Below are 19,547 nucleotides of genomic sequence, written 5' to 3'. Positions count from 1 at the left end.
GAATGACGGAAGAGAATAAGCCAAAAGCAACATTAATCAAGCATGTCGTGACTCCATCGGAAAACAAGGAAGAGCAAATCGCTACTCCCAAGGAAACCGATACACAGCCAAAGGCTCAGGAGAAACGAAGAATTGTCGTAGTCAAGAAGAAAGTAGTCGTCGCAAAGCAACAGGTACGGCCGATGTCAACGGAACCTACTTCTTCGGAAAACGCATCACTTGATTCTGGAAAAAAACCGGCAACAACATTGCGTACCAATACGCAGAGGAAAACAACCCGATCAAGTGGGGACAGGCTATCCTTGTCACCTTTGCATAACGGGCCAGTCGTGATCAGGCCAACGAATCTTCCGCCTGTCCCTAACCAAGGTCAGACCGTCAAGGACCATGCAGAATGGCAGAGCAAGAATCCTGATGGGGTAGTTCCTACTCCGGCACCTGTTTCTGCAGGTCCACGCATAGCGGGAACTGTAGGAGGGCGTCCTGCACCAGGATCCAGACCTCCTTATCAAGGAAATCGTTCTACAAATTCCACGTACCAAGGCACAGCGGCTCCTCGTACAGGCGGCTACCAAGGCAATAATTATCAGGGTGCTGCAGGTGGTGCTCCTCGCACCGGTGGTTATCAAGGCAATAATTACCAGGGTACAGGTGCTCCTCGTACAGGCGGCTACCAAGGTAATAATTATCAGGGTGCTGCAGGTGGTGCTCCTCGCACCGGTGGTTATCAGGGCAATAATTACCAGGGTACCGGTGCTCCTCGTACCGGTGGTTACCAAGGTAATAATTACCAGGGTGCTGCAGGTGGTGCTCCTCGCACCGGTGGCTATCAAGGCAACAATCCTCAAGGAGCTGGTGCTCCTCGTACCGGTGGTTACCAAGGTAATGGCGCTCCAAGACCAGGTGGATTTCAGCCTCGCACAGGCGGTTACCAACCACGTCCCGGTGGGGGACCTGGACGTCCCGGTGGATTCAGACCACAAGGCGGTCCTGGGGGAAGACCTGGGTTTGGCGGAAACAACAGACCTGGATCCAACGGAAAACCAAGTGGCTCTTCTTCGCAAGATCTTGATTCTTTGAACCAGAGAGCTCCCAAGAAAGTTTTCAAGAAAAAAGATTCTGGATCGTATAAGAAGCGCAATGCCGAGGAAGAAAAAGAATTCCAAATCCAGAGACGAAAGGAACAAGCCGCTGCAAAACTTGCTTCGGTGCCCAAGACTATTGATATGATGGAATCGATCACCATTGCTGACCTTGCAAAGAAAATGAACCTGAAGGCCGGTGAGATCATTGCAAAATTATTCAAGATGGGCATGATGGTCACCATCAACCAGCAGATTGATCATGAAACCGCTGCTATTATTTGTAGCGACTATAATTGTGAAGTCCATTTGGTCAGTTTGTATGATGAAACCTTGATTGCAAGTGAACCTGAAAAAGAAGACGACCTAACGTATCGTGCACCGATTGTAACGGTCATGGGACACGTTGACCATGGTAAGACCAAGTTGCTTGATGCCATTCGTTCAACCCATGTTGCAGAAGGTGAATATGGTGGTATTACCCAGCATATCGGCGCATACAAGGTTACACTTCCAGGAAGGGGTGATGTAGTCTTCTTGGATACTCCGGGACATGCCGCATTCTCTATGATGCGTGCTCGTGGAGCCCAGGTTACGGATATCATTGTCTTGGTTGTTGCAGCCAATGACGGTGTCATGCCACAGACCAGAGAAGCTATCGATCATGCAAAGGCTGCAAAGGTACCTATCATTGTAGCTATCAATAAGTGTGATTTGCCAGAAGCTAACCCTGAACGGGTCATGCAGCAACTTTCAGATCTCGGACTTATGCCTGAAGCATGGGGTGGCCAGACTTTGTTCTGTCAGATTTCAGCTCTTAAGAAAATCGGTATCGAGGAATTGTTGGATACTATTTTGCTTCAGTCTGAAATGCTTGAATTGAAGGCAAATGCAAATTGCAGGGCAGAAGGAAAAGTTCTTGAAAGCCGTGTTGACCAAGGCCGTGGTATCGTTGCAAGCGTCTTGATCGAACGGGGAACTTTGCATCAGGGAGACTATTATGTTGCCGGTATTTATCCCGGACGGGTACGTGCCTTGTTTGATGACAAGGGCAACAAGATCCCTGAAGCAGGTCCTTCGACTCCTGTTGAAATCATTGGACTTTCCGATATTCCGGGTGCGGGTGATCCGTTCCAGGTAACTGAGGATGAGCGCCAAGCGCGTCAGGTTGGTACAAAGAGACAGGAACTTGAAAGACTGGGTGAAAGCCGTAATGTAAAGAAAGTAACTCTTGACAACCTCTATTCCAAGATTAAGGAAGGCGAGATACAGGACTTCAACGTTGTTATCAAAGGCGATGTCCAAGGTTCCGTCGAGGCTCTTCAGGGTTCGTTGGAAAAATTGTCAACCAATGAGATTCATCTCAATGTCATCCGTGCCTCGGCCGGTGCCATCATTGAAAGTGATATCACTCTTGCAAGTGCTTCCAACGCCTTGGTCATTGGCTTCAATGTAAGGCCTACTCCTCGTGCGCAGGCACTCGCCGAACAAGAAAAGATTGAAATACGTAAGTATAATGTAATCTATGATGTAGTCGACGATGTCCATGATGCCATGGAAGGAATGCTTAAGCCGGATATCAAGGAAGTTGATATTGGTAGCTTTGAGGTTCGTGAAACCTTCAAGGTTCCTAAAATCGGTACTATTGCCGGTGGTATGGTCATCAAGGGCAAGGTCAAGCGAAATAGTTTGGTCAGGGTTATCCGTGACAGCATCCAGCTTAACAAGGAAATGGTTAAACTATCATCCTTGAGACGCTTTAAGGATGACGCCAAGGAAGTCACAGAAGGTTTTGAATGTGGTATCGGTCTTGAGAACTTCCAGGATTTGCATGTTGGTGATATCCTTGAAATTGTAGAAACCGAAGAAATCGCACGCAAATTGGTGAATACCAATAACGAGAAAGTATGAGTGAATATAACCAGAAACGTATAGAATCGAGACTCTCTGAGGCAATCAGCATGCTGATTGTCAAAGGGGAGATCAAGAATCAGCATTTGAGTACCCTCTGCTCGGTAAGCCGGGTAGAGGTATCTCCTGACAACGCTTTTGCAATTGTCTATATCTCTTCTGTCATGGATGAGAATGTATTGAACAAAAGTGTCGAGGCTCTCCAGGGAGCAAGCAGTTTTATCCAGAAAAGAGTAGGAGCCTTCCTGAAGACCCGTAACACTCCGGTGTTGCGCTTCAAGGCTGATACCTCCCTTCGGGAAGGACAGAAATTAAACGCCTTGATAGACTCGTTGGTGGATAATGGGAAATAATGCAAGTATCCTGCTTGTTGACAAACCCAGTGGGATTACAAGTTTTTCATCGCTGAACACCATCAAGCGTACCATTGACCCTAAGGTAGGGCATGCAGGTACGCTTGATAAGTTTGCACAGGGTTTGATGATAGTTCTTACCGGTAGCATGACAAAGCTCAATGTTCTTTTTTCTACGATGGACAAACGATATAGGGCTACTATTTGTTTTGGAACGGAAACAGATACCCTTGATCCTGAAGGAAAAATTATTGCAACTTCCCCCATCCCATCCTATGATGAGATCAAGCAGGCAATGAAAACCTTTGAAGGGGAGATTTTTCAGCAACCCCCTCAATACAGTGCTTTGCATATAGACGGGAAAAGAGCTTCTTCTCTCGCAAGGGAAGGTATTGTGATTGAAATGGCGAGTCGACCGATTACAGTCTATTCTTTTGAACCTGTATCATTCGATGGTTGTAATTTGATTGCTGATATTCATGTTTCGAAAGGTACCTATATTCGATCCCTCGCGAGGGACCTTGCCTTGGCATGCAATAGCAGGGCTCATTTGACACACTTGGTCAGGACACAAATCGGGCCCTTTATGCTGGAAGAATCCATTTCGTCAGAGGATAGGGGAGCTCTTTTACGCTCATTGTCTCTTACTGATGGGTTGATGCAACGAGTTCCTTCTTTATCAATCCTGGAAATAGAAGACCCAGATTTGTTCTCCCTCGGAAACGGAAAGTTTCCTGACAACTATACTATCGTGAGACATAAAGAAGCCGATAAGTATGGAGCCGTTTATAGCAAAGACGGTATATTGCGTTGCGTAATTGATATTCAGGCGCAAAAGATTGTAGCACAGATACATAGATCATTGCAGAGGCCAGAAAATGATACGATATGATTTTATGTATCTTTCTGCACACCCAGTCCTCTGGCAAACACCAATGTGTGTTTCAATCGGAGTTTTTGATGGCTTGCATATCGGGCATCAAATGATTTTGAAACGAGCAGTTGCCATTGCCAAAGAACATAATTGGAATACAATGGCAATTACTTTTGACAAAAATCCTAAAATGGCCTCAAAGGCACAGCCATATCACGAAAGACTTACCAGTGAAGCGCAAAGTGTGGATATTTTTGCAAAACTTGGCATCGACCACTTGGTTGTCATTGACTTTTCTCCTGATTTCAGTAAACTCACAGCTGAGGAGTTCCTTGCTTTTATATGTTCTTTTTGTACATTGAAGGCAATGGTTGTCGGAGAGGATTTCCGCTGCGGTGCCCCGGTTTCAAGCGCCGGACCTGTTCAGCTGCAGGAATATCTATCACGATTAGCACCTAGTGCTTTCTTGGAAGTTCCTCCGTTTGTCTTTACGGCAACCGGTGAAATAGCAAGTAGTACTATTGTGCGGCAAAAACTTCTTAAGGGCGCTTTGGAAGAAGTCCAAAGTATGCTCGGCAGACCTTATTCCTTGGATTTGGCACCTTACCCTTCCAAATTTACTGAAAACGGCCTGTTGTATCGTACTGGTTCATTCATGCAGCTCCTTCCTCCGGAAGGAAAGTATGAGGGTTCCATAGTTCTTTCTGATGCAAGGGAATGTGCTGTCTTGGTGTATGTAGATGCATCTGGTATACGTATTGTCTGCAAGGATAAGGTATGGAATCATAAAGCAGTACGGGCAAAATGTCTTAGCATTGCTAAGAGGAGTGTTACATGATCTCGAAGGAACAGAAGCAAGAAATCATCACCAAATTCGGTGGTGAATCTACCAACACCGGTTCAACCCAGGCACAGATTGCCTTGTTGACCTTTCGCATCAATGACTTGCAGGGCCATTTCAAGAAAAACCCCAAGGATAACGCGGGGATACGTGGACTATTGAAAATGGTCGGACAACGCAGAAGGTTGCTCAAATATTTGAAGAACAACGATATTGCGCAGTATCGTGCATTGATTGCCGAACTTGGTCTGAGAAAATAGTTGTGGTGAATGCATAGGATTTATTCATAGCTCCGGCGGCTTAACAGGCTGTTAGGAGCTATTTTCGTTTTCGTATCGAGTATAAAAAGAACAAAGAAAGGAATAAGAAATGTCAGAAGTAAAAAAAGTTTCCGTTAAGATTGGCAATTCTGAACTGGTTTTCGAAACCGGTAAGATTGCAAAACAAGCCAGTGGTGCTGTGTATGCTCATTACGAGGGAAGTGCTGTCATAGCCACCGTATGTTGTGGAGATGCACCCTCCGAGGCTCTAGATTATGTACCTCTCAGTGTTGAATACAATGAAAAATATTATGCAGCCGGTAAAATTCCAGGAGGTTTCCTTAAAAGGGAATCACGCCCCAAGGATAAAGAAATTCTTGTCAGCAGAATTATTGACCGTCCCATGCGTCCTTTGTTTGATAAGGCCTTTGGCCGCGAGATTCAGATTGTACCAACCGTTGTCTCTTCGGATATGACCAATACTCCTGATATCATAGCGGTTAATGCAGCTTCTGCTGCCGTTACCATAAGCGATATCCCTTTCAATGGACCGATCGCTGCCGTTCGAGTAGCACTCCTTGACAATGAATATATTATCAATCCGACTTTTGCCCAGATCGAACAATCCCAGCTTGACATCGTCGTTGCCGGTACTCGTGATGGAATCACCATGGTTGAAGGTGGAGCAAAAGAAGTCAGCGAAGAACTGATGCTTGCCGCAATTGCCGCTGCCCAGCCAGTTATCACTGCCATTTGTGATGCACAACTTGAACTGAAGAAGATTGCGGGAAAAGAAAAACTTCCTGTCTTTGTTTCAAAAGTAGATCTTTCGTGGCTTGAAGAGATTCGTAAGGCTGCCTATCCCCTGATCAAGGAAGCTTCCTTTGTAAAAGGCAAGATGGCTCGTTATGCCGCTCTTGAAGTTGCACAGGATAAGATCAAGGACCAATTTGCAGAGCAGATTGGTGTTGATTCAAAACGCCCTGGACAACTTTCAACCTTATTCGATGACCTTGAGTATGAAATCCTTCGTTCTTCCATCCTCAACGATGGCATAAGGACCGATGGTCGTACCGTTGAAGAAATTCGTCCTATTACCTGTGAAATCGGGGTTTTGCCTCGTACCCATGGATCAGCACTTTTCACTCGTGGAGAAACTCAGAGTCTGGCCGTAACAACTTTGGGAACCGCTTCTGATGAACAAATGTTTGATACCATCGACGGTGAAAAAACTTTCAGCAATTTCATGCTTCACTATAACTTCCCTCCCTACAGTGTCGGTGAATGCGGAAGACTTTCCACTGGCCGAAGAGAAATCGGACATGGACATCTTGCCCAAAGAGCCCTGACCGCAGTCATTCCTTCCAAGGATAAGTTCCCGTATACAGTGCGTATCGTAAGCGAAATCATGGAATCCAATGGTTCTTCTTCAATGGCATCGGTTTGTGGTGGTTGTCTTTCCCTCATGGATGCAGGTGTACCCATAAAGAAGGCAGTTGCAGGAATTGCCATGGGACTGATTACCGAAGGTGCTGATTATAGCAAATATGTCGTGCTTTCTGATATTCTTGGAGAAGAGGACCACCTTGGCGATATGGACTTCAAGGTAACAGGTACTGAAGATGGTATCACTGCTTTCCAGATGGACATAAAGATTGCCGGTGTTACTCCTGAAATCATGAGCAAGGCTTTGCAACAGGCAAAGCGTGGCAGAATGCATATTCTTGGAATCATGAACGAGGCTATCAAGACCCCACGTTCGGAAATCAGTGAATATGCTCCCAAAATTTTGACCATGAAGGTTGATGAAGAAAAAATTGGAGCTGTCATCGGTACTGGCGGAAAGACCATCAAGGCTATAGCAGCACAGAGTGGTTCAGAAGTTAATATTTCTGATGATGGTACGGTTACTATCTATGGAAAGAACAGTGCTTCGGCCCAAATGGCCAGAGACCTTGTAAAATCCATTGTTGAAGAACCCGAAATCGGACGGATCTATCAAGGAACTGTCAAACGTATCATGGATTTTGGTGCATTCATTGAGATTCTTCCTGGTAAAGAAGGGCTATGCCATATTTCAAAGCTTGCCAAGGAGAGGGTTCAGAATGTAGGGGATGTCCTTACCGTTGGCCAAGTTGTACCTGTAAAACTGATTGAAATCGATCGGCAGAACAGGCTTAACCTAAGCTACATTGATGCTATTGAGAGTAAATAATGGCACAAAGAGCCATTGAAATTTCCATAACTTTACAGGCGGGGGCAAAAGCTCCCGCCTATGCAACGGCCTATAGCGCAGGTGCTGATATCTGTGCCCTGCTTTCTCAGGATTTGGTAATAGAAAGTGGTTCTTTTTCCATGGTACCCACCGGTCTCAATATAGCTCTTCCAAAAGGTTATGAGGCACAGGTAAGGCCACGTTCAGGCCTGGCAGCAAAGTATGGTGTTACTGTACTGAACAGCCCTGGGACCATTGATGCCGATTATAGGGGAGAGGTAAAGGTAATACTCATCAATCATGGGAAAAAGCCTTTTGTCGTCCACGACGGAGATCGCATTGCCCAGTTGGTAATTACTTCCTATGCCGAGGCTTCGTTCAATTTAGTCGAAAGTCTTGACGAGACTGAACGAGGGCAGGGAGGCTTTGGCTCTACGGGGGTTTAGGTTGTGTCCAGGAATCAAAGCTATTGGCTTGTACATAAGCACATTGGTAAGGAATACCTTCTATCCTTTGTCGTGGCATTTTTCTTTTTCTTTTTCATTTTCTTTATCAACCAACTTCTTCTTATTGCGCAGAAAATTCTTCTGAAAGATGTGGATTTTTTTTCTGTGTTCAAATTGATTCTATTGGCCATCCCTCAATTTCTTCTTTATACCTTTCCGTTTAGTACACTTACTGCTTCCAGTATGGTAATTGGAGATCTTTCGGGTAGCAATGAAATATTGGCAATACGATCCTCTGGAATATCCATTCGCCATGTTTGGCTGCCTATTGCTTCAATAGCCATTCTCTTTGGTCTTCTTACCTTATTTACAGCGGACATTGCCCTTCCCTGGAGTATGCGACAATATAAAGCCCTGTATTCTGAATTGATGAAAAATCTCCCCACTCTTGAATTGGAGAGCAATGCTTCCAATACGATCGGAAAAAAAGTTTTGGTAAATGGACCTGTAGAAAATTCCATGGTCAAAAATCTTTTGCTGTTTGATCTTTCCAATTCTACGAGTAACCAGGCATTGAGTTCTCCTGAAGGGACAGTAACTCTTGTTGATTTGCATAATTTCATATATCGTCTCGATCTCAAGGATCCTGTGATCTTGAATACTGATCAACATGACATACATAAGTGGAGCCTATCCAAAGCTGAGAACGCCACGATGTACCTTGATTTTTCAGGTCAGATTGCGTCTCTGGCATCTGCAAGTCCTTCCCAGCTTTCATTATCTGACTTACGTGCTAAAATTGCCCAGTACCGTAAGGACTATGCCCAGGATTACTTGAAATATCAATTGGAAATACAGGCTTTGGAAAAGAAAATTGCCAAAACATCAATTGATCTCGACCGGGGAGTTCTCTTGCAGAAGAGTGAAGCAGAAATCAATGAAAATCTGCAGGAGCTTGCTACACTGAAAAAGAAAAAACCTATCAATTTCTACTATCAATATTACAGGGCAGAATTGAATAAAAAGCTTGCTTTGTCGGCAGCTTGCTTCATGTTGGTTTTCTTGACCTTTTCCCTTTCCTTTTTCAAGATAAAACATGGCAGGTTGATTGGGTTTGGACTATCCATGCTTATTGCTGTTGTCTATTGGTATCTTTTGTTTTTCGCTCAGCTACGAATTTTCTCATCCTCCATCAATCCAGCCTTTTTAATTTGGGCTCCCGATTTCTTTTTCTTTACCCTGGGTGTCCTCTTACTCGGAAAAGCGAGGCGATCATGAGATTGCTTGACAAACATATTACCTTTGCCATTTCAAAAGTCGCTTTCATAACCATGTTGCTCTGCAGCTTCATGCTCATTAGTGTCGACCTATTTTCACATCTTGATTCGTATCTCCAGAACTCAGTTCCTCAATTGACTATTTTGCGCCTGAGTATCTTATATCTGCCAGAAGCAGCATTGTATGCCATTGCCCCCTCCCTACTTTTTTCGGCTACGTTTTTTTTATCACAATTGCAGGCAAACAATGAACTTATATGTCTATTGAATGCTGGAATCAGTTATAAAAGAATCGTCTTCCCTGTTTTGGTTCTGGGAATGGTTCTTTCAGTTGCTTATTTTTCAGTAAGTGAATTGATTGCAATTCCTTTTTCTCAACAGCGTTCCGTATTGCAAAATGAACTCTTTGGACTGAGTTCTACCTTTGACAATAGGAATATTACCCTAAGCGATCTTGAGGATGGCTTTGTAATTCATGCCTCTCACTACAACGATGAGCAAAAACGCATTTCCGATGTACTGATAATCCTAAAAGATGCTGAGGGAAACCTTGATTCAAGAATTGATGCTTCCTCTGCTACCTGGGACGAAACGAAAGGATATTGGATTTTGAAAAATGCATCCGTTTTTTCTATCAATGAAAAGGACTTTTCAGTAACTGGCAAACAATATGAAACCTATTCAAATCCAGCAATAAATCTTGAACCGAATCTTTTCAGGAACTTTTCGGCAGATATCAAGACGATGCCGCTTCCGACAGCTTTCAGGTACTTGAAGAGGATACGGCTACTTTCCCCTGACCAATGGAGTGGATATGCAACCGACCTGGCAAGCAGGATTCTTGGATCGTTTTCTCCTCTAGTACTTCTTTTCATTGCCTGCACAATAAGTTATAAATATAAAAAGAATGTTCTCCTGTTCAGCATCATCCTAAGCCTTTGTATTGCCGTAATCTATTATGTCATGCAAATGCTTTCGCTTATTCTGGCCAAGCAGGGAGTCATTGGTCCTGTTTGGGGTATGGTAACCCCTATGATTATGATAGTATGCATAGCTATACTAGAACGCTTGATTTCCCGTTGAGGCAATATGCAAAGAATTTTTTCTGAAATACACAAAGATGCAAACAGCAATGCTCGGCTTGGGGTTTTATCTCTTCCCCATGGCGATGTACAGACTCCTGCCTTCATGCCCGTCGGTACCAATGGTACGGTAAAAGGTATATATCATGACAAAGTGGATGAGATAGGCTACAAATTAATACTTGGCAATACGTATCATCTGTATCTTCGCCCAGGCCTTGAAGTCCTCGAAAAATTCGGAGGGCTCCATAATTTTTCCCATTGGAACCACAACTTGCTTACAGATAGTGGGGGCTTTCAGGTTTTTTCACTTTCCGGCCTCAGAAAAATCAGCGAGAAAGGGGTTGCCTTTCAAAGCCATATCGATGGTTCGCGGCATATATTCACTCCTGAAAAAGTAGTTGACATCCAAAAGGTCATTGGCTCTGATATCGCCATGTGCCTGGATGTCTGTACTCCTCCGAATATCGAATACAGAGCTGCTAAAGAAGCAATGCACATTACCCATAACTGGGCTGAACGCGCCCTGAAACATAGGGAGGAACTTGGCTCAGAATTTCGTGGCAATCTTTTTGGAATTGTCCAAGGAAACTTCTATAAGGACCTTAGAAAAGAAAGTGCAGAAGTACTCAGTGCCATGGATTTTCCCGGTATTGCGATCGGCGGATTGTCAGTGGGGGAAACTCCTGATCAATTCAAGGAATTCCTTGCCTATACATCTGACTACGTTACCAAGGAAAAACCAAGGTACGTAATGGGGATCGGTAGCCCTGATTATATTCTTGAGGCCGTAGAGAATGGCATCGATATGTTTGATTGCGTACTTGCAACAAGAATGGCGCGAAATGGTGCTGTTTTTACCGATGATGGGGTAGTAACCTTGAAAAAGGCAATGCATACATTCAGCCAGGAACCAATAGAGAGTGAATGCACTTGTACTGCATGTACAGAATACTCCCGAGCCTATATGCACCATCTGGTCAAGACCAATGAAATGTTGGGAGGCATGCTGGCAACAGAACATAACCTTACGTATTTTTATCGTTTGATGGAAAAAATACGTAAGGCAATTGCGGAAGACCGGTTCTCTTCCTTCAAGAAGGAATACCTTGCAAGATTCTACAAACGATAGATCTTCAGAGAAATCCAGCGTCATAATGATGGCGTGCACGTTGGCAAGCCGTTTGCTCGGTATACTGAAGGCCAGGATCATTGGATCGGTCTTCGGGGCAAACGGTGTAGCGGACGTCATCAACTTTACGTTCAATATTCCCAATAATTTCCGAAAAATGTTTGCAGAGGGTGCTCTCAACAATGCCTTGATACCACATTTCTCAGCCTTGGTTGAAAATAAGGATAGACACACTGCCAATCGTCTTTTGGCACTTCTTTGTACATACCAGGCTTTGCTCTTCCTTCCGTTATGCATACTGTCCTATTTTTACAGCAGACCTTTGATTGCATTTTTTTCTGATTTCAATAGTGAAAAAATTAAGTTGGGAGCTGAGTTATTACCATTTTTTATGGTTTATCTGGCAACGATAAGCATTGGGACTTCTTTCAATGGACTTCTTTTTTGTCATAAGAACTATTTTCAAGCTTCTTTTGCACCACTACTATTTTCTCTCTCAGTAATTCTTGGTATACAGTTTTTTCATGACTCCCTCGGTGCCATGAGCATGGCTTATGCAACGGTGTTTGGCGGTTTGGCCCAGGGTTTTTATTCGTATTATGCTATAAGAAAATTTGGATATCGTCTTAAGGTTGCAATCAATCCAAAGGGAACTCCTTTCAAACCTTTAATGAAAGCCTGGTTTCATGTAGTACTGGGATCTTCCTTTCTTATTGCCGGGCAAATGGTTGCATATTGGTTTGCATCTGGACTCAGTGAAGGCAGTGTCACAGCTTTCAGCAATTCCATTATTTTCTGGCAAACTCCATATGGTATTTTTTATAATTCCATTTCCCAGGTTTCTTTTACTATATTGAGCAGTGCCTGGGCTATGGGTAAAAAAGATGAGATACAGAAACAAGCTAGTACGGCATTACAGTATCTTGCAACGTTCATGGTACCCAGTTTCATCCTTCTTTTTTTTCTTAGCAATGAATGTGTTTCTTCAATTCTTCAAACTGGAAATTATACCCTTGCGGATTCAATGCTCACTGCCAGGATCTTGAATTATTATCTTATTGGCATGCTTATTGTTTCTTGGTACGGAATGATGCAAAAACTTGGATATAGCGTTAATAGGCATCGACAAATGACCCAGATTTCAATTATACAGACTGTTTTGGATGTTTTGCTCATGTATCTCTTGCTACCTACCTATGGTATCCTGGCATTACCCATTGCCAATACCCTTTCTTTTCTTGTCGGGTTTATTCTTTTGGCAATCAACCTCAGGGATGTCTATCCCTTGTTTCATGATCGATTGCTTGCAAAAGGTTTGATCAGGATTGTTCTTGCAAATATTCCATTGTTGACAGTTTCCCTCCTATATAAATCATTTGAGTTTACTTGGTGGCAAACAGGATCAAATCTGAAAAATCTAGGTCTGGTTTCCTTGTTGGGAATCGTAGGAATACTACTGACAGTTCTTTCCTATTCATTGTTCCATATCCCATTTCTTAAAGTTCTTCTCTCAAATAAGAAAGTATCAAAGTAAACTTGATTGATTCCCTGTTTTTATCGATGATTTAATAAAACAGAAAGGAAAGGGCTCTTGGTTTTATTTGAATTGCAATGCCAAGATACCTTCAAGACAAACAAAAAGGCCATCCCCGAAAGGAAGGCCTTCATTGTTCATACCGTTATTTAGAAATCAATAACGGAAATATTCTTGACCGTAAAATCATAGTCCTGGTCATTGAGAGAAAATGTAATTCTTTCTCCAACCTTATGATTCAACATAGCCTTTCCCAAAGGGGCAAGCAAGTTGATGATGTTCTCATTGGGATTGGATTCCCAAGGTCCCATGATGGTATAGGTTACATCCGAATTCTCAAGGTTATCAAAGAGAAGGACCTTTGTACCAAATCCAATTCGGGTAGGGTCAACCTTGTCCTTGGTAATAATGGTAGCTCGATCAATTTCCTCTGAAAGCCTGCGAAGTGAATTATTCAGGAAAGATTGTTTCTCCTTCCCGTATTTATATTCGCTATTCTCCCTGAGATCTCCCATTTCACGAGCAATTCCTATTTCCTTGGCAACATCTGGAAGGTCGATATGTTGGATATGTTCCATTTCCTTTTTCTTCTGTTCCAAGGCAGCTGCCGTGCAGAAAAGTCCGGTTGGAACCAATCCTATCTTATCTATGGGACTGACTTCATCAAAGAATCTGAAAGTAGGGTACCGTTCGCTTATGGTATGCTTGATTTCAATCCGCTTTCCGCCATCCAGACCGCTTACGCTTGCAACGAGACTGTAAATTTTTTGCGCACTGTCTTCATTGCCATTGATAATATAATTCATTACCGCCTTTTCATCGAAAAGGACGCTTATCAAGGTCTTTGCATTCTTGCGATTTTCCTGGACTTCCTTTTTGGACTCAATGCAACGATTGGTAAAATCCAGAAGTTGCAATTCTGCAAACAGCAATTGCTCACTTGTAATCCCTGCTTTTGTCCAGATCTTTGGTTCAGTATTCTTTATCAAATAAATAAGAGTACCTGATTTATCCCTGAAATTCTCCACTGCATCTTTGTATACTTTGCTGAATTCAGGGAACTTTTTTGATTGTCTGAATACATCTGGAATATAGCTTGTAAGATAGAGGGGGAAAAGCTGGATCAGTACTTTTTCCCAACTCTCCACTTCTTCTGCAACATGATCGATAAAATCTTTTTTCAAGTCAGGATCCTTAATGGCTCCAAAACTAGTCTCTACATCAGCGAGTTGATCATACAACATTTTAAAGGTCATTCCTGTTGGACGCCTTACAAAATTCATGTTGTGTTTTATGGAAAGATCTTCCAACAGGAGAAAAGCACTGATTGTCTGGTCAGTAATCTCTCCAAGTTTCTTATCCTTCTCATCAGCACCAATGAATATCTCACTGAAATATTTTACCATTTCATAGAAGAAATCACTGTCTGCATCACCCTTTGAAGCAAGAAAATCCTTAAGATCCTTCACCTTGTCATAGAATAATTTTTCACTACGGAAAACTGCAAGTTGCTTTTCTTCATAGCTAACAGGGGTTGATCGGAGGAAATACGTGTCAATGTCATTTATCGACAAGTCAAAGATTGGATTGTTCATCAATTCTTTCTTTGCCTGATTTGACCAAGAAGTCCATTGACTTGTAGTAAGAATGGAAGGAACTAATTCACTCTTCATCTCACGAATTGAACTCTTGCCCCCATTGCTTGTCATAAGGGTCTTCAAAGTCCAAGGAATGTCTTCCAAGACTTTTTTATTGAGCTTTTCTCTTGGCAAGGCACTCTTGAGAACCCAGATATGACTTTTAGGCAAGGCAAGAAGACTCTTGAAAGCCATGCTTGTCGAAAGACGGCTGCCTTCCTTGTTGGACTGTCCAGCATAATCTACAATCACATCTTTTTCATCAATTGACCGGATACGTCCAATGCGACCCGTACTATTTTGAAATACAAACGTTCCTTTATCAAAAGCAATATTTGTCTCAAAATCCTCAATACTATGGAGAACATCCCTGACAATATTGCTTGTCAAAGCACTGGATTCAAGACAATTCTTGAGCCTGGAATGGTCCTTGTATTTCTTGCGATAGCTTTTGATAAGATTTTCCCTGGCAGATATATCATCCCTGTCGAAAATCAATATTTTTTTCTGACATTCAATTTGCCTATCGACATCATCCTTGCTTGCCAATTCAAGATCCCTGAGGACTGCAACGGCACTACTTTTGCTAATGGCACCAATTTGATCTGCCAAGGCAATGAAATAGCCGAAATCCTCATCGTCCAATCCGACAAGAATATTGAATAATTGTCTGATTGAAGAGGGGTCTTTTTTCTTTATCAGACGATGAATCGACTTTTTATAAAAAAGAATACCTTTTTCTGTATTTCCCTTGGAAAGGGCATAGCTGGCTATTTGTTTGACTATTTCTATTTCTTCATAATCAACTTTCACCAATCGTTCCCAAGCAGCATATTTATCATCCTCACGATTCGTTTGGGTATAACAATCCGCGAGCAGTCTGAGGGCATGCTTGTTCTCCGTCTTGGAAAGGATCTTCTGGCAAAGTCCTTCGACGATATTCCATTTCTTGTTCTCTGAAAACAACTCGATGAGGTTAAGTAACAACAGGTAGTCTTCGGACCCTCTGCGCTCTAGTTGGATGGAACCACTGATATACATTGCTATGATGCTATTTCGTTCCTTTTCCAGCAAATGTTTGTCACAAAGCGCCTTTGTTTCTGTTTTTTCCTCTTCGTCCATGGATTTAACTTGGTTATCAAGCTCCTGGAAACTATTTATGGTATAGTTGTTGATTGTGGCCCGCGTCCACTGCTCTTCTTTCAATAAGTTCTCGACTTCCTGGAATCCCATGGCTTCCTCCAAAATATTCTTGCATTCTTTTATACGTAAAAGAAAACCGGGCAAACCGGTTCTCAGCCTGCTCGGATAGTTTTTTCGCTTTGTTTACTTAACTATAGCACTTATACAGGGAATAAGCAATCGAATCTTGAAAAGGCTTGCTACATATTAACAAATATATAGTATATTGACTATTTTTAACATTGCAAAAGCCTTTTTTACCTGCTATAACTTGTTGTATGGAACAAGCACCCCTTATTATAGCACCAAGCGTACTCTCATCTGATTTCTCTCGTATTGCCGAAGAAGTCAAGACAATTGATGAAAGTGGAGCAAAATGGGTTCACCTTGATGTCATGGACGGAAGATTTGTACCAAACATTACGTTCGGACCTAAATTCATCAAGGATTTACGACCCTGTTCACCTTTGGTCTTCGATACGCATCTCATGATCATGGAACCTGAACGTTATGTTGAACTGTTTGCACAAAGTGGCAGTGATTATATTACTGTTCATAGTGAGGCTACCATTCATCTTCATAGAACCTTGCAATTGATACGTAGCTGTGGATGTAAAGCTGGCGTTGCTATTGTTCCTTCCACTCCTGTAGTTGCGATTGAGTCCGTACTGGACATCGTTGACCAGGTTCTTGTAATGACTGTCAATCCCGGTTTTGGTGGACAGCAACTCATTCCTTCAACCTTGAGAAAAATTTCTGAACTTGCCCAATTGCGTGAACAAGAGGGGTATGAATATTTGATCAATGTCGATGGTGGAATAAATGTCAGAACTGTCAAGGATGTAGTCGCTTGCGGTACCGATGCCATAGTTTGCGGAAATGCCTTTTTCAATGCAGAAAACAGAACCTCTTTCGTTGAGCTTATGATTGAATTGGCAAGGGAAGAAAGAAATAGATGAAAAGTGTCATCCAAAGGGTATTCGATGCATCCGTGACTGTTGATTCTGAAATTGTCGGAACCATAAACCACGGGCTCCTTATCTATTTGGGAATAGAGAAGGGCGATACCCTAGAGCAATTGACCTGGCTCTGTTCAAAAATTTGCAAATTACGGATATTTTCCGATATCAATGGCAAGATGAATCTCAGTCTTTCTGAAGTGCAGGGCGAATTGCTGGTAGTCAGTCAATTTACGCTTTGTGCTAATCTACATAAAGGCAATAGACCGTCCTATGAAGAGGCAGCGGATCCTGTGGAGGCGGAACAATTGTACCAAAAATCCCTGGGAATTTTTGCTGGACTTGGTTTTCCTGTAGCACATGGCACCTTTGGGGCGCACATGAAGGTGGCCTATACCAATGATGGTCCGGTTACCATGCTTCTTGATGCCTGAAACTGAAGCGAAACCTATGGCTTCCAACCTTACTTTACGAATAATGAACCATGTAGGAGCATACTATGGCTAAAAACAAAGAATCATCGTTCCCCACTGACCTTGCACAAAAAAGAGAAGCTTTGGAGGCTGCAAGGGTACAGATTGACAAGCAATTCGGCAAAGGGTCCCTTATGAAACTCGGTGACAACGAGGATACCTTGGATATAGGATGCATTTCCTCAGGTTCCTTGCTACTCGATGAAGCCTTGGGTGTCGGGGGATACCCCAGAGGAAGGGTCATAGAAATTTATGGTCCAGAGAGTAGCGGCAAGACTACCCTTGCCCTCCATGCAATCGCTGAAAGTCAAAAAGCAGGGGGAATCGCAGCCTTTATTGATGCAGAACATGCACTTGATCCTACCTATGCAAAGAAACTTGGTGTCAATATTGATGAATTATGGATCAGTCAGCCAGATAGCGGTGAACAAGCACTCGAGATTTGTGAGTCCTTGGTGCGTAGCGGTGCAATAGACCTCATTGTAGTGGATTCAGTGGCCGCCCTGACTCCGCAGGCTGAAATTGATGGAGATATGGGAGACAGCCATATGGGATTGCAAGCCAGACTGATGAGCCAGGCACTCAGAAAACTGACTGGACTTCTATCAAAAAGCAATACCACGATTATTTTCATAAATCAGATACGAATGAAAATTGGTGTCATGTTCGGAAACCCTGAGACTACCACTGGAGGCAATGCCCTCAAGTTCTATGCTTCAGTCCGTATTGAAGTAAGAAAAATTGAATCCATCAGCAAAGGGGCTGATGATATTGTGGGTAACAGAGTCAGGATCAAGGTTGTCAAAAATAAGGTATCACCTCCTTTTAAAAAGGTAGAACTTGATTTGATGTTTGGTGAAGGAATAAGTTACGTGGCAAGTGTCCTTGATGCAGCCATAAAATTCAACTTGATCGAGAAAAGTGGTTCCTGGTATTCCTATAATGGGGAAAAGATCGGACAGGGTAGAGAAAAAACAATTGATTTCCTTAAGGAAAATCCTGATATTTCTGTTACTTTGGATAAAAAGCTTCGATCAACCATGTTTCCACCGAAAGCTTCCAAATCTGTATTGGCAGCTGAGGTAACCAGCAATACCTAAAAATCCTTGATAATCGAGTAGGCGGGGGCCACTAAGCCCCAACCTCTCACACCACCGTACGTGCCGTTCGGCATACGGCGGTTCAACCAAACAGACTATTGTACCGGAAATCCAGCACAATCCCATCTTGCTCCATACGCACAGTATGGAGCTTCTTGTAATAACCCAGAATATCCACCAGTCGGTAATGCTCATGAAGGCTCTCATTGCTGATGAGATAGTTCATGGATTTTGCCATCTTCCAGTACGACCTGCTGGCAAGTGTCCATTTCTTCAGCTTCCACTCTTCCGCTCCCAGTTGCCTGATGCGGTGTTTCCGGTTATTCCCGGACTTCCACTGTTTCCATAGATACTGGCGTATGCGCCTCCGAATCCACTCCATCAGGCCCTTGAGGTATTCCTTGATGGCACTTCTTGCAAAGTACCCAACCCAACCCCTCAGGATGCTGTTGAGCTCCCCAATGACCGTCCAGATGCTCACTCCGCGGTTGCGCTTCGTGACCAGCCGTATCCGGTCCTCAAGTTTCTTCAGCTTTTTCTCGTGGGGAACGGTCCTCCCAAGTTTTCCTCTCTCGCCGTATGTCCGGAATGTGAATCCGAGGAAGGTCGAACCTACGGCCCTCCTTGCCTCCGTCTTCTCCATGTTCACTTTCAGTTTCAGCTTCCGCTCCAGATAGCTTTTCGCGCTGTCCCTCACCCGGTAGGATGACATCTTGCTCTTGGTGAATATGTTGCAGTCATCGGCGTACCTCACAAACCGCAGTCCCCGCTTCTCCAGTTCCCTGTTGTTATGTGGCATATTATTTTATAGCGGTATTTGCACGGTCAGCTGAGAAGAAAGTTGCACGCTTGGTTAGAGCTCCTTATGCAACGAAAGGCCTCCGAAGAGGCCAGTCCTTGAATACAATCGTAAACCTATTCTAGAAAGGTGCAGGATCTGCGAAAACGTCAATCATGCAGTTCTCGTAACAGTACTCCAGGTCCTCCCTGAACACAGCCTGCCTTCTCATTATGCCGTTGGCTTTTTCACAGATGCTGCGGTGCATTGCTTCGTCATCCACTCGACTTCTGTATAGATTGATGACATGCAGGTAATAGCTTTCGGTGAATTCGTGGTGGAGCACAACCAGTGGTACCGGTCTCTCTTCCTTGATTTGTGTATTTGGATCCATGGTCGTTTTTCCTTATG

General features: G+C 43.3%; 17 protein-coding genes. 14 read left to right on the top strand and 3 right to left on the bottom strand.

Annotated elements, in window-relative coordinates; genetic code table 11:
- Positions 1 to 2: 2 nt before the first annotated feature.
- The 11 genes from infB to murJ all read left to right on the top strand — a co-directional run bounded on the left by infB (position 3) and on the right by murJ (position 13,007).
- Positions 3 to 2,993, top strand: a complete 2,991-nt coding sequence (gene infB / locus ACHZBG_RS18305; protein ID WP_320130899.1) for a translation initiation factor IF-2 — start codon at positions 3 to 5, stop codon at positions 2,991 to 2,993.
- Positions 2,990 to 3,346 carry a 30S ribosome-binding factor RbfA gene (gene rbfA / locus ACHZBG_RS18300; protein WP_320130898.1) on the top strand — a complete coding sequence of 119 codons (357 nt, stop codon included), beginning with the start codon at positions 2,990 to 2,992 and terminating at the stop codon, positions 3,344 to 3,346. The genes infB and rbfA overlap by 4 nt, the downstream gene beginning before the upstream one ends.
- Entirely contained in the window at positions 3,336 to 4,238 is a 903-nt protein-coding gene (gene truB / locus ACHZBG_RS18295; RefSeq protein WP_320130897.1) for a tRNA pseudouridine(55) synthase TruB, read from the top strand. The genes rbfA and truB overlap by 11 nt, the downstream gene beginning before the upstream one ends.
- Positions 4,225 to 5,058 carry an FAD synthetase family protein gene (locus tag ACHZBG_RS18290; RefSeq protein WP_320130896.1) on the top strand — a complete coding sequence of 278 codons (834 nt, stop codon included), beginning with the start codon at positions 4,225 to 4,227 and terminating at the stop codon, positions 5,056 to 5,058. Before truB ends, ACHZBG_RS18290 begins: the two co-directional genes overlap by 14 nt.
- Positions 5,055 to 5,321 (top strand): 30S ribosomal protein S15, encoded by a 267-nt coding sequence (gene rpsO, locus ACHZBG_RS18285; RefSeq protein ID WP_320130895.1) that lies wholly within the window; start codon positions 5,055 to 5,057, stop codon positions 5,319 to 5,321. The genes ACHZBG_RS18290 and rpsO overlap by 4 nt, the downstream gene beginning before the upstream one ends.
- Positions 5,322 to 5,430: 109 nt before the next feature.
- Positions 5,431 to 7,536, top strand: a complete 2,106-nt coding sequence (gene pnp / locus ACHZBG_RS18280; protein WP_320130894.1) for a polyribonucleotide nucleotidyltransferase — start codon at positions 5,431 to 5,433, stop codon at positions 7,534 to 7,536.
- Positions 7,536 to 7,982 carry a dUTP diphosphatase gene (gene dut / locus ACHZBG_RS18275; RefSeq protein WP_320130893.1) on the top strand — a complete coding sequence of 149 codons (447 nt, stop codon included), beginning with the start codon at positions 7,536 to 7,538 and terminating at the stop codon, positions 7,980 to 7,982. The genes pnp and dut overlap by 1 nt, the downstream gene beginning before the upstream one ends.
- 3 nt (positions 7,983 to 7,985) lie before the next feature.
- Entirely contained in the window at positions 7,986 to 9,260 is a 1,275-nt protein-coding gene (locus tag ACHZBG_RS18270) for an LptF/LptG family permease (protein ID WP_320130892.1), read from the top strand.
- A complete protein-coding gene (locus ACHZBG_RS18265) occupies positions 9,257 to 10,342 on the top strand; it encodes an LptF/LptG family permease (protein WP_320130891.1) in 1,086 nt (361 codons plus the stop codon). Before ACHZBG_RS18270 ends, ACHZBG_RS18265 begins: the two co-directional genes overlap by 4 nt.
- A gap of 6 nt (positions 10,343 to 10,348) precedes the next feature.
- Positions 10,349 to 11,473 carry a tRNA guanosine(34) transglycosylase Tgt gene (tgt, locus tag ACHZBG_RS18260; protein WP_320130890.1) on the top strand — a complete coding sequence of 375 codons (1,125 nt, stop codon included), beginning with the start codon at positions 10,349 to 10,351 and terminating at the stop codon, positions 11,471 to 11,473.
- Complete coding sequence (murJ, locus tag ACHZBG_RS18255) at positions 11,451 to 13,007, top strand: murein biosynthesis integral membrane protein MurJ (RefSeq protein ID WP_320130889.1); 1,557 nt, start codon at positions 11,451 to 11,453, stop codon at positions 13,005 to 13,007. The genes tgt and murJ overlap by 23 nt, the downstream gene beginning before the upstream one ends.
- A gap of 149 nt (positions 13,008 to 13,156) precedes the next feature.
- Here the strand turns inward: murJ and greA are convergent, their stop codons facing one another.
- A complete protein-coding gene (gene greA, locus ACHZBG_RS18250; RefSeq protein ID WP_320130888.1) occupies positions 13,157 to 15,877 on the bottom strand; it encodes a transcription elongation factor GreA in 2,721 nt (906 codons plus the stop codon).
- 227 nt (positions 15,878 to 16,104) lie between these two features.
- Here greA and rpe point away from each other — a divergent pair, with 227 nt between their 5' ends.
- From rpe to recA, 3 genes are all read left to right on the top strand, one after another.
- A complete protein-coding gene (gene rpe / locus ACHZBG_RS18245; protein ID WP_320130887.1) occupies positions 16,105 to 16,785 on the top strand; it encodes a ribulose-phosphate 3-epimerase in 681 nt (226 codons plus the stop codon).
- Positions 16,782 to 17,219 (top strand): D-aminoacyl-tRNA deacylase, encoded by a 438-nt coding sequence (gene dtd / locus ACHZBG_RS18240; protein WP_320130886.1) that lies wholly within the window; start codon positions 16,782 to 16,784, stop codon positions 17,217 to 17,219. The genes rpe and dtd overlap by 4 nt, the downstream gene beginning before the upstream one ends.
- A 65-nt stretch (positions 17,220 to 17,284) precedes the next feature.
- The gene (gene recA, locus ACHZBG_RS18235; RefSeq protein ID WP_320130885.1) at positions 17,285 to 18,358 is read left to right on the top strand and encodes a recombinase RecA; all 1,074 of its coding nucleotides are present in this window, start codon (positions 17,285 to 17,287) and stop codon (positions 18,356 to 18,358) included.
- An 82-nt stretch (positions 18,359 to 18,440) separates the two neighbouring features.
- Here the strand turns inward: recA and ACHZBG_RS18230 are convergent, their stop codons facing one another.
- Complete coding sequence (locus tag ACHZBG_RS18230; protein WP_320130884.1) at positions 18,441 to 19,070, bottom strand: group II intron maturase-specific domain-containing protein; 630 nt, start codon at positions 19,068 to 19,070, stop codon at positions 18,441 to 18,443.
- A 208-nt stretch (positions 19,071 to 19,278) separates the two neighbouring features.
- A complete protein-coding gene (locus tag ACHZBG_RS18225; protein ID WP_320128378.1) occupies positions 19,279 to 19,530 on the bottom strand; it encodes a hypothetical protein in 252 nt (83 codons plus the stop codon).
- Between the last annotated feature and the right edge of the window lie 17 nt (positions 19,531 to 19,547).

This window comes from uncultured Sphaerochaeta sp., from assembly GCF_963676625.2.
In the GTDB taxonomy this organism is placed as follows: Bacteria; Spirochaetota; Spirochaetia; order Sphaerochaetales; family Sphaerochaetaceae; genus Sphaerochaeta.
This window is presented reverse-complemented; position numbering and strand designations above follow the sequence as displayed.